The organism is Streptomyces bauhiniae (assembly GCF_004784475.1).
GTDB classification, from domain to species: Bacteria; Actinomycetota; Actinomycetes; order Streptomycetales; family Streptomycetaceae; genus Streptomyces; species Streptomyces seoulensis.
On sequence record NZ_SRRT01000004.1, the window covers coordinates 491,202 to 502,141 of the forward strand.

Annotated in this window: 11 protein-coding genes; 4 read left to right on the forward strand and 7 right to left on the reverse strand. The window is 74.0% G+C overall.

The window, feature by feature from the left end; translation table 11 throughout:
* Window positions 1–4: 4 nt before the first annotated feature.
* The 3 genes from meaB to E5083_RS16095 all read left to right on the forward strand — a co-directional run bounded on the left by meaB (window position 5) and on the right by E5083_RS16095 (window position 2,517).
* Complete coding sequence (gene meaB / locus E5083_RS16085) at window positions 5–1,000, forward strand: methylmalonyl Co-A mutase-associated GTPase MeaB (RefSeq protein ID WP_135786375.1); 996 nt, start codon at window positions 5–7, stop codon at window positions 998–1,000.
* A gap of 94 nt (window positions 1,001–1,094) precedes the next feature.
* A complete protein-coding gene (locus E5083_RS16090; protein WP_244317519.1) occupies window positions 1,095–2,021 on the forward strand; it encodes a DUF4232 domain-containing protein in 927 nt (308 codons plus the stop codon).
* A 28-nt stretch (window positions 2,022–2,049) separates the two neighbouring features.
* Complete coding sequence (locus E5083_RS16095; RefSeq protein WP_135786377.1) at window positions 2,050–2,517, forward strand: nucleotide triphosphate diphosphatase NUDT15; 468 nt, start codon at window positions 2,050–2,052, stop codon at window positions 2,515–2,517.
* On the opposite strand, the gene E5083_RS16100 is transcribed toward E5083_RS16095, so the two are convergent.
* Complete coding sequence (locus tag E5083_RS16100) at window positions 2,514–2,861, reverse strand: SCO4225 family membrane protein (RefSeq protein WP_135786378.1); 348 nt, start codon at window positions 2,859–2,861, stop codon at window positions 2,514–2,516. The genes E5083_RS16095 and E5083_RS16100 overlap by 4 nt on opposite strands.
* Before the next feature lie 50 nt (window positions 2,862–2,911).
* Window positions 2,912–3,751, reverse strand: coding sequence for a helix-turn-helix transcriptional regulator (locus E5083_RS16105; RefSeq protein WP_135786379.1), 840 nt, complete (start codon window positions 3,749–3,751; stop codon window positions 2,912–2,914).
* 102 nt (window positions 3,752–3,853) lie between these two features.
* On the opposite strand from E5083_RS16105, the gene E5083_RS16110 reads away from it, so the two are divergent.
* Entirely contained in the window at window positions 3,854–4,555 is a 702-nt protein-coding gene (locus tag E5083_RS16110; protein ID WP_135786380.1) for an SDR family NAD(P)-dependent oxidoreductase, read from the forward strand.
* An 11-nt stretch (window positions 4,556–4,566) separates the two neighbouring features.
* On the opposite strand, the gene E5083_RS16115 is transcribed toward E5083_RS16110, so the two are convergent.
* The 5 genes from E5083_RS16115 to E5083_RS16135 form a co-directional block, all read right to left on the reverse strand.
* Window positions 4,567–5,073: a flavin reductase family protein gene (locus E5083_RS16115; protein WP_135786381.1), complete on the reverse strand. Its 507-nt coding sequence runs from the start codon at window positions 5,071–5,073 to the stop codon at window positions 4,567–4,569.
* 79 nt (window positions 5,074–5,152) lie between these two features.
* Window positions 5,153–7,567 (reverse strand): non-ribosomal peptide synthetase, encoded by a 2,415-nt coding sequence (locus E5083_RS16120; RefSeq protein ID WP_135786382.1) that lies wholly within the window; start codon window positions 7,565–7,567, stop codon window positions 5,153–5,155.
* Window positions 7,564–8,979, reverse strand: coding sequence for a serine hydroxymethyltransferase (locus E5083_RS16125; protein ID WP_135786383.1), 1,416 nt, complete (start codon window positions 8,977–8,979; stop codon window positions 7,564–7,566). Before E5083_RS16125 ends, E5083_RS16120 begins: the two co-directional genes overlap by 4 nt.
* Window positions 8,976–9,668, reverse strand: a complete 693-nt coding sequence (locus E5083_RS16130; protein WP_135786384.1) for a thioesterase II family protein — start codon at window positions 9,666–9,668, stop codon at window positions 8,976–8,978. The genes E5083_RS16125 and E5083_RS16130 overlap by 4 nt, the downstream gene beginning before the upstream one ends.
* Window positions 9,665–10,939 (reverse strand): condensation domain-containing protein, encoded by a 1,275-nt coding sequence (locus E5083_RS16135; protein WP_135786385.1) that lies wholly within the window; start codon window positions 10,937–10,939, stop codon window positions 9,665–9,667. The genes E5083_RS16130 and E5083_RS16135 overlap by 4 nt, the downstream gene beginning before the upstream one ends.
* Window position 10,940 lies beyond the last annotated feature (1 nt).

Below are 10,940 nucleotides of genomic sequence, written 5' to 3' on the forward strand. Positions count from 1 at the left end.
CGGCATGGCCGCGATCGATCTCGACACCTATGTGAAGGGCGTGCTGGACGGCAAGCGCGCCCTGGTGGCCCGCGCGATCACCCTGGTCGAGTCCACTCGCCCGCAACACCGCGCGCTGGCACAGGAGTTGCTGACCGAGCTGCTGCCGCACAGCGGGCGGGCGCGGCGGATCGGGGTGAGCGGGGTGCCGGGCGTGGGCAAGTCCACGTTCATCGACGCGTTCGGCACCATGCTCACCGAACAGGGCCACCGGGTTGCCGTCCTCGCCGTGGACCCGTCCTCGACGCGCACCGGCGGCTCGATTTTGGGCGACAAGACCCGGATGGAGCGCCTCGCGGTGGACCCGCACGCGTTCGTCCGCCCCTCCCCCAGCGCGGGCACGCTGGGCGGGGTGGCGAAGGCGACCCGCGAGTCCATCGTGGTCATGGAGGCGGCCGGGTACGACGTGATCCTGGTGGAGACGGTCGGCGTCGGCCAGTCGGAGACCGCGGTCGCCGACATGGTGGACTCCTTCCTGCTGCTCACTCTGGCCCGCACCGGCGACCAGCTCCAGGGCATCAAGAAGGGTGTGCTGGAGCTGGCCGACGTGATCGCCGTCAACAAGGCGGACGGTCCGCACGAGAAGGACGCGCGGGCCGCGGCCCGTGAACTCGCGGGCGCGCTGCGGCTGATGCACGGCAAGGACGCCTTCTGGACCCCGCCCGTGCTGCATTGCAGCGCCCGCGAGACGAGCGGGCTGGACACGGTGTGGGAGCGGCTGGAGCAGCACCGCACCCTGCTGGACTCCACCGGCCGGCTGACCGCCAAGAGGCGTGATCAGCAGGTGCGTTGGACCTGGGCGATGGTCCGCGACGAGCTGCTGGGCCGGCTGCACGCCGACCCCGAGGTCAGGCGACTCGCACCGGACCTCGAACAGGAGGTCAGGGACGGGTCGTTGACGGCGACCCTGGCGGCGGACCGGATTCTGCGGGCGTTCGAGAAGCGGGACGGGACGCTGTGACAGCCCTGTGACCGGAGGAGTGGCTTCCACCACAGCCGGTGGGGGCCGCTCCTGGTCAACTCGCCGGATGCGCAGATCATTTGCAGGTGCGGGAGTGCTCGCTCTTCTGGCCCTCGCCGGGTGCGGCACCGCCGAGCCCGGCGCGGGCGGGGTGCGGGCGGAGTCCTTGTGCCCGTCGAAGGCCCCGCGCTACGGCGAAATCCCTCACGACCGTCCCACGGCCACCGCCGACGCCCCGCGCCCGCCGGGCACGCCCACGCCGGTGCCGTCCAGTACGGGGACCGTCCGGGACGGGGTACGGATCACCCGGACGTACGCCGGTGCGATCGACGAGGAGGGCGTCTGCCGGTCGAGTTCCCTGACGGCGGAGTTCGAGGTGACCAACCCGGCCGCGCACGACATGACGTACACGGTCCTCTTCGACGCCACGGGATACACCGGGGCAAGCCGGGTCGTGGGCCCGGTCGGGCCAGGGAAGACCGTACGCGGCCGGGTGGCGATGAGCCGGGGCTACGGGGACACCGCGGGCGGCACCAGCGTGTCGCTCCTGTCCGTCCGCAGCATCCCGAGCGCCGAGGCCCCGGCCCCCGGCGGCCCGTGCCCCGCGTCCGGAGTGCGGGTGTACGCCGACGAGGGGGACGCGGCGATGGGGCTGCGCGTGGTGGGCCTGCACCTGGAGAACTGCGGCAAGGAGCCGTACGCGGTGGACGGGCGGCCGGAGTTGGAGATCATCGACGCCGAGCACGAGCGGGTCGAGGGGGTGAAGATACTGCCCTCCGCCGAGGTCGCCCAGCTCGGCGGCCCACCCGACGTGGCCCGGCCCCTCACCCTGCAGCCCGGCGAGCGCGCCCTGTCCGGCATCGTCTGGCGCAACACGGTGCAGGCGGTCGGCGGCGCCGTGAACGCCCCCTACCTCCGCGTCCGCGCCAGGGCCGGCGCCGCGCCGGTGACGGTGACGCCGGAACTGGACCTCGGCACGACGGGCAGACTGGGGGTCGAGGCATGGCGGAAGCAGGGGTGACAGGCCCCATCGGAAGGAAGAAGTGAACATGACCTACGCCGACAAGGGGCGGCCCTCGCCGCACGCGCTCACCGGTGCCGGGGTCGCCGTGACCGACGCGGCGGGCCGGGTGCTGCTGGGCTGGTCGAAGAAGCGCGGAGTGTGGGAGCTGCCGGGCGGCAAGAACGACGCCGGGGAGGGCTTCGCGGAGGCCGCCGTACGGGAGTTGGCCGAGGAGACGGGGCTGCGGGCCGAGGCGGAGGACGCGCGGCTGCTGGCGCTGCTGATGGACTCGGTGCACGGCATCCCGCGCGTGACGGCGGCGGTGCGGGTGAGCGCGTACAAGGGTGAACCGAGCGTACGGGAGCCGGAGTTGATCGACCGCTGGGAGTGGCACGACCCGGCGGCGCTGCCCCGGCCGCTGTTCACCCCGAGCGCGCATGTCATCGACACGGTGTGGCCGGGCCTGCTGACGGAGCTGCCACCGGTGCACCGGTATCCGCTGGCGGGTGCCTAGGCCGCCGAGCGGGTACGGAAGGCGCGTACCGCCATGCCGAGCAGCCCGGCGTTGACCAGCGCGCACAGTGTCACCCAGGCGGCGAAGAGCAGCGGGGTGAGCCAGTCCACCGAGGGGTCGAGTTCGGGCGAGGGCGCGAGGAAGGCGACGGCGCTGAGCGGCAGGGTGGCGGCGAAGGGCCAGATCGCGGCGAAGCCGGGGTCCGGCGAGAGGTAGACGGCCCAGAGGAAGAACCCGAGCGCGGAGCCGGCCACCAGGAGGTAGCCGCGGGAGAGCCAGTTGTCGGTGGCGAGGGTCAGCCAGGTCCGAAGTCGGCCCGCGCGGGGGCGTGTTGTGGAGGCCATGGTGCTTCCCTTCCGTTCGGCGGGATGCGCTTACGGGTACCCACGAGCGCTCAGACGGCCACCTCCTGGGTCCCCAACACCATGAGCAGGGCGAGGCGTTCGGCGTCCTCGGTGCCGGGTTCGGCGGTGTAGACCATGACCCGCAGATCGCTGCCCGCGACGGAGAGGATGTCGCAGTCGAGGGTCAGCGGGCCGACCACCGGGTGGTCGATGGTCTTGCGCGCCGCGTCATGGACGCCGACGGTGCCGCTGTCCCACAGTTCCGCGAACCGGGCGCTCTGCGTACGCAGTTCGGCGATCAGCACGGCGAGGGCGCGGTCGTCGGGGTAGCGTCCGGCGGCCGCGCGGAGGTCGGCGACGAGGGCGGACTCGAAGGCGGCCAGGGACTCGGGAGTGTGCCGTACGCCGGAACCGGGTCCGGCGAAGTGCCGCCAGACACCGTTGAGTTGGCGCCCCTTCCAGCGGGTGGAGTCGCCCATGAGGGCCGCGTAGGGCGGGTTGGCGGTGAGCAGGGTCCAGGTGGCGTCGTAGACGGCGACCGGGGTGCGGCCGAGCCGGTCCAGCAGCCGGTGCACGCTGGGCGGGATGAAGGTGGGCACGCTCGTCGGGGCGGGCGGGGCGAGTCCGGCGAGCCGGTACAGATGGTCGCGCTCGGCCGCCGACAGGCGCAGCGCCCGGGTGAGCGCCTCCACGACCTGGGAGGAGGGGTTGGTGGCCCGGCCCTGCTCCAGCCGGGTCACATAGTCGACGGAGATCCCGGCGAGCTGGGCCAGCTCCTCCCGCCGCAGCCCCGAGGCCCGCCTGCGCCCGCCCAGGGGCAGCCCCGCCTCGCCGGGCGGGAGCCGGTCCCGCCAGCGGTGGATCGCCGTCCCGAGTTCCGCGCTCGCCATACGGTCCAGTGTGCCGCGCGGGGCGTGCGCCCGCCTGGTACCGCCGGTCCCAGGAAAACCGGTCCTCTGGCTGCCCGCGCGCGCCCGGCGGAGGCTGGAACCATGACGAACACATTGATCATCGGAGCGAACAAGGGCCTCGGTTACGAGACCGCCCGCCGCCTGCTGGCCGAGGGCCACACCGTGTACGTGGGCGCCCGCGACGAGGCGCGGGGCAGGCGGGCGGCCGAGGAACTGGGCGCGACCTTCGTACAGCTCGACGTGACCGACGACGCGTCCGTACTCGCGGCGGTCCGCACGCTGGAGGCGGCGGGCGGCTTGGACGTCCTGGTCAACAACGCCGGCATCGAGCCGCGCCGCCCGGACGGCGGCTTCGTCGACCCGGCGGCGGTGACGGCGGACGACGTACGGAAGGTCTTCGAGACGAACGTCTTCGGCCCGGTACGCGTCCTCCAAGCCTTCCTCCCCCTCCTCCTCCGCTCCCCCGCCCCGGTCGTGGTCAACGTCAGCAGCGGCCTGGCCCTCACCCGCGCCCTCGCCGACCCGTCCGCCCCGGAGCACTTCTACCCCGACCTCTCCTACCCCGCCTCCAAGGCGGCCCTGAACATGCTGACCGTGCAGTACGCGAAGGCGTTCCCCAACCTGCGCATCAACGCGGCGGACCCGGGCTTCACGGCAACGGACCTGAACCACCACACGGGGACGCGGAGTGTTCAGGAGGGGGCGGGGGTGATTGTGCGGCTGGCTTGCGAGGGGGAGGTGAGCGGGACGTTTCAGGAGGGGGCGGGGGTGCTGCCCTGGTAGTCGCCGGAAGGTCATCCCTCGCTGAGCCGGGCGTAGGCGCGGTCGTGGTACAGCAGTGGGCGGCCGCCGGAAGGGGGCTCGACCGTGAGGGCGCGGGCGACGATCAGCCGGTGTTCCCCCGCGGGGACGGCCGCCTCGACCCGGCACACCAGCCAGGCCAGTACGCCGTCCAGCACCGGGACGCCGTGCGGGCCGCGCCGCCAGCGGGTCGGTGCGGCGAAGCGGTCCGGGCCGCCGGCGGCGAAGGTCGCCGCGAGGTCCCGCTGGCTCTCCGCGAGGATGTGCACCCCGACGTGGGACGCCTCCCGGAAGACGGGCCAACTCGACGAGGCGGTGCTCATGGAGAACGAGAGGGTGGGCGGCGCCGCCGCCACGGAGGAGAGCGAGGTGGCGGTGAACCCGGCCGGGCGGCCGGCGTGCGCGGTCACCACGGCGACCCCGGCCGCGTGGTGCCGGAAGACGGACCGGAACGCCTCGGCGGTGAGCGGCGGCGCGTCGGTGTCGGTATGGACCGTCACGGTTTCTCCTCCATGGGCGGGTACGGGGACGCGGGCGTGACCGGCCCGGTTCACCGGGCGGGAACCGGGCCGGTACGCGTCAGGCGGACGGCGGCGTGCATCCGGCCGCGGTGAGGTGGGCGGCGAGCCCCCGGACCGTCGGGTGGCGGAACAGGTCGGGCCAGCGCAGGCCGTTGCCGATGCGGGTCAGACACCGCAGGGCGGACATGGAGTCGCCGCCGAGCGCGAAGAAGTCGTCGTCGCGGCCGACCGGCCCGGTGCCGAGGATGTCCTGCCAGACCGCGGCGAGGTACTCCTCCCAGGCGCCGACCGGAACCTCGGTGGATGCGGGGCCGGAACCCGGTTCGTCCGGCGTCACGGCGAGGGCGCCGAGGGCCTTGCGGTCGAGCTTGCCGTTGACGTTGAGGGGCAGCTCGTCCAGCACGAGGACCGCCGACGGCACCATGTACGACGGCAGCGCCTTGGCCAGGTGGGCGCGCAGTTCGTCGGGGCGCGGCGCCGGACCGGGGTGGGCGACGGCGTGGCCGACCAGGTGCCGGCCGCCGGCCGCGTCCTCCCTCGCCGTGACGACGGCCTCCCGCACGGCGGGGTGGGCGCGCAGCACGGCTTCGATCTCGCCCAGTTCGACGCGCAGTCCGTGCAGCTTGACCTGGAAGTCCTTGCGGCCGAGCAGCTCCAGGACACCGTCGGGGCGCCAGCGGGCGAGGTCCCCGGTCCGGTAGAGGCGGTCGCTCACGTCGCCGTACGACCACTCCAGGAACCGTTCGGCCGTCAGCTCGGGACGGTCCAGGTAGCCGCGGGCCAGGCCGGTGCCGGCGAGGTGGAGTTCGCCGGCGACACCGGGCGGAACCGGCTGCCCCGCGTCATCCAGGACGTAGGCGCGCTGGTTGGCCATGGGCCGGCCGTAGGGGATGCTCGTCCAGGCAGGGTCGGTCTCCGCGACCTCGTAGAGGGTGGAGTGGATCGACGCCTCGGTGGCGCCGCCGAGGACGATGAAGCGGACGCCGGGGGCGAGCGCCCGGACCCGGTCGGGCAGCGACACCGGGACCCAGTCGCCGCCGAGCATGACCAGGCGCAGCCGGGCCAGGGCCGCGCTCCCGGTGTGCTCCAGGTGCTCGGTGACCAGTTCCAGCAGGGCGGGTGCGGAGTTCCAGACGGTGACGTCGTGCCGGTCGAAGAGCTGGGCCCAGTACGCGACGTCCTTGGCGCGGTCCGCCTCGGGCACCACGACGGTTCCGCCGGCGGCGGTGATGCCGAGGAATTCGTACACCGACATGTCGAAGCTCGGCGAGGACAGGGCGAGAACGCGGTCCGACGGCCCGACGCCGTAGCGGGAGTTGAGGTCCGCGAGGTTGTTCACGACGCCTCGGTGGCGCAGCGCGATGGGCTTGGGCAGGCCCGTCGAGCCGGAGGTGTGGATGACGTAGCAGAGGTCGTCCGGACCGGCGGTGGGGCCAAGGTCGGTCTCCGGGTGGCCGGCGAGTTCCGGGGCGGTGCCGTCGAGGAGGCCGTCGGCGAGGACGACCAGCCGTTCGGTGCCGGGCGACGGAGCGGGCAGTACGGAAGACCGGAGCCGGTCGGTGACGACGACGGCGCAGGAGGTGCCCTCCAGCATGGTGGTGAGCCGCCGGCTCGGATAGTCCGGGTCGAGGGGGACGTAGGCGCCGCCGGCCTTGAGAATGCCCAGTACGGCGGTGAGCAGGGTGGCGGAGCGCTCCAGGCACAGTCCGACCCGCGCGTCGGGCCCCACGCCCGCCTCCCGGAGGCGGTGGGCCAGCCGGTTGGCGGCGGCGTTGACCTCACCGTAGGTCCAGGTGCGGCCTTCGTGGACGACGGCGGGCGCATCGGGAGTGGCCGCGGCCCGCTCCTCGAACGCCGTGTGCAGGCAGGTGCCGTGCGGCAGGTCGGCCGACGTGTCGTTCCACTCGGTCAGGACCCGGTGCGTCTCCTCGGCGGTGAGCAGGGCGAGCCGGGACACCGGGGTGCGCGGGTCCTGGACGGCGTGCGCGGTCAGGGTGCGCAGATGGGAGAGCACCCGGCCGGCCGTGCCGGGGGTGAACAGCCCCTCGTCGTAGCGCAGTTCGGCCGTCCACTCGGCACCCTGCCGGACCAGGGCGAGGTGCAGTTCGTACGGCGGGGCGTCCTGCGGCGCGGCGCCCAGGACGGCCGCCACCGGGGGCGTGCCCGCGTCGGCGGTGGGCGTCACGGGAGTGCGGCCGGTGACGAGGTCCGCCGTGGTGGAGTCCTCGGCGACGGCGTATCCGGTGAGGCCCTCGGGGGTGGCGATCGCGACCCGGTCCTGGCCGGTGAGACGGTGCAGCAGGGCGGCGAAGGAGGCGAGGAGCAGGTGGCCCGCCGCGCCGTCCCCGGCCAGGGCGCCCCGGACCACACCGGTCGCGCGCGGTTCGGCACCGGCGCGGCGCGGACGGTCGGCGGGGACGAGCACGGCGGGCCAGGCGGCCGGAGCGGCGGCGGTCACGGTGTCGGGGCTCACAGGGCGGCTCCTGTTCCAAGGGCACCGGGGTCGTCGGCCCGGACGGTCGCGTGCGGCAGCGGGTGGCGGGCGCACAACGCCCGTACGTGCTCGCGCAGTTGGACGCGCTCATGGGGGTCGACGCGGTACTCGGTGTCGCTCAGCGGTGTGGTGGCGGCCAGGACGGCGTGCATGAGTTCCGCGCACTCCCGCATGTGCTGCGGACCCATACCGCGCTGGGCGAGGATGTTGCAGCCCAGCCGGACGCCGCTCGTGACGAGCGGGGACCGGGTGTCGCCCGGTATGCGGTTGCGGTTGACGAGGATGCCGCACTCCTCCAGGGCCCGTTCCGCGACGACACCGGTGAGCCGGCTGTCGCGGAGGTCGATCAGGACCATGTGGTTGTCGGTGCCGCCGGTGAGCACCCGGTGTCCCAGCCGTCCCAGTTCGGCGGCGAGCGCGTGGGCGCCGGAGACGGTCAGCCGGGCGGTGCGGGTGAACCGGGGCTCGGCGGCGAGTGCGAACGCGCGGGCCTTGGCGGCGATCGCGGCGGGGGCGGGGGTGCCCTGGTTCTGCGGAAAGACGGCCCGCTGCATCAGCCGGTCCAGCGGGGTGCGCCCGTCGGGGCCGGGGGTGCGGTGGTCGCGGCCGCTGAGGATGAGCCCGCCGCGCGGGCCGCCGAGCTGCTTGTAGGTGCTGGTCGTGGTGATGTGCGCGTGGTCGACGGGGCTGGGGTGCTCTCCGGCGGCGACCAGACCGGCGATGTGCGAGATGTCGGCCAGGAGGTAGGCGCCGACCGAGTCGGCGATCTCCCGGAAGCGGGCGAAGTCCAGGGTCCGGGGGTAGGCGCTGGCGCCCGCGATCAGCACGGCGGGGCGGTGTTCGGCGGCGAGTGCGGCGACCTGCTCGTAGTCGATCAGGCCGTGCGCGTCGAGGCCGTAGTGCACGGCCCGGTAGTGCCGTCCGGTGACCGAGGCCGGGGAACCGTGGGTGAGGTGGCCGCCCGCGTCCAGGTCGAGCCCCAGCAGGGTGCCGCCGGGCGGCACGAGGGCGGCGAGCACGGCGAGGTTGGCCGAGGAGCACGAGTGCGGCTGGACGTTGGCGTACCGCGCCCCGAACAGGTCCATGGCCCGGCTCACGGCGAGCCGTTCGACCTCGTCGAAGTTGGCCGCTCCGGGGTGGTAGCGGGCGCCGGGGTAGCCCTCGGCGGTGACGTTGGACAGCGCGGAGCCGCCGGCGGCGAGAACGGACGGGGCGGCGATGCTGGCGGAGGCGATCATCGCCAGGGTGGTGTCCTGGTCGCGGACCTCCGCGTCGAGCAGCTCGGCCAGTTCCGGGTCTTCCCGGCGCAGCTCGGCCAGTCCCGCACGGGCGAGGCCGAGCTGGCCGTACTCCGCCTCGGCCGGCAGCGGAGGCAGGGGGGCCACGGTCATAGCTGCTCCTCGATGACGCGCCACAGTTCCGGCATGGAGTCCAGCAGGTAGAGATGGCCGCCGGGCATCTCGTACTCGGCGTAGTCCTTCGTGGTGAAGGTCTTCCAGTCGGCGACGCCCTCGGAGGTGGCCAGCGTGTCCGACACCCCGCGCAGCGCGGTGAGCGGGACCGGCAGGGGCTCGCACTCCTCGGGCCGGTAGTCGCCGTACTGCTCCAGCAGCCGGGCGTCGGAGCGGAGCGTCGGCAGCAGGATGGCGCGCAGCTCGGGGTTGTTCAGGGCCTCGAAACCGCGCGCGCTGTCGTTCATCAGCCGGTTGACGGCCTCGTCGTCATCGTCGCTGAGACCGGTGTAGCCGCGGTAGCGGGGGCTGCGGGTGCCGCTGACGATCAGCCGCTCGGGCACCGGGCCGCCGGTCTCGCAGAGATGGCGCGTGACCTCGTAGGCGATCAGTCCGCCGAAGCTGTGGCCGAAGACGGCGAAGGGCTCGCCGGCCGCGGCCTCGGTGATGCGGCGGGTGACGTCGGCGACGCACTCCGGGAACGAGGTGTAGCGGGGCCGGGAGAACTCCTCCTCTCTGCCTGGTAGTTGGATGGGTACGGCGCGGGCGCGGTCGGTGGCCAGGGCCTTCCAGGAGCGGTAGACGCCGGCACCGGCCCCCGCGTACGGCAGACACATCACTAGTGTCATCGGGCGATCTCCTCGGTGGTGGTCGTGAGCAGGGCGAGCCGGTGCCGGACGGCGTCCGACAGCGCGGCCAGACGTCCCGCCCAGAGCCCGCCGGCGGGGGCCTGGAGCATCCCCTCCAGGCGGTGGCCGGGCAGCTCGTTCAACTGGAACAGGACCTCGGCCTGGGTGCCGAGCGGGGTGACGGGCATGGTGCGCATCCGGACCGTGCCCGCGTCGTGGACGGGGCGCGGCCAGCTCTCGTACGCGAACAGGGCCTGGTAGAGCGGCATACGGCGGCCTGGGCGGGTGCGCACGGCACGGACCAGGTCGTCCTGCGGGAGGTCCATGTGGAACAGGCCGTCGGTGAAGGTCGTCCAGGTGCGCTCGCAGGCGCCGGCCTCGGCGGGGCGCCGTATCCGCACCGGCAGGGTGGTCAGCAGGCAGCCGATCGCGTCCTCGAGGTCCGGGGTCCGGGTGGACACCGGGGTGCCGACGCAGAAGTCCTCGGCCCCGCACAGGTCGTACAGGGCCTGGGCGTACGCCGTGAACAGCACGGCGAATGGCGGGCAGGCCAGGCGCCGGGCCGCCTCCCGCACCGTGGCGCCCGCCTCGCCGGGGAACCGGACGAGGCGACTGTGCGGTTCGGTCCGGGCGAGGTCCCGCTGGGTCGGCCCGTCGCCGTCGCCCGGCAGATCGGGCATGCCGTCGAGCGCCGACCGCCAATAGGCGGTGAGTTCGGCACGCCGGGCCGCGTCCGGGGGCGGCGGTACGGGGTGGGCGAGCGGGGCGGGTTCGGGCTCACCGGCGAGGACGCGGGCGTGGGCCCGCGCGAGGTCGGCGGTGAACACCTCGTGGGACAGCCCGTCGTACACGAGGTGGTGGGTGAGGACGTACAGCGTGGCGCCGGGGGCGTCACCCACGTCCTCGCTGAGCGCTAGCACCACATGGTGACCGGTGCCCGGGTCGAGGAGCGCGGTGCGGGCCAGCTCGCGGGCGGCCGCCTCGAAGCCGGTGCCCGGCGGGAGTTCGAGCAGCGGCGGGTCGGCGGGCTCCACCGTCGTGCACCCGAGCTCCCCGTCCTCGGGGGCGAAGACCGAGCGCAGCGCGGGGTGCCGCGCGACCACCCTCCCCGCCGCGGCGGCCAGGGCCTTCCGGTCCGGTGTGCCGTCGATGCGCACGGTGCTCAGCACGCGCCAGGCGGGTGAGCCGGGCGCGATCCGCTCGGCGAACCAGAACTGGCGCTCGGTCGCGGTGGCGGCACGCCGCTCGGCGTGAAGCGCGGAGGCGTCCATG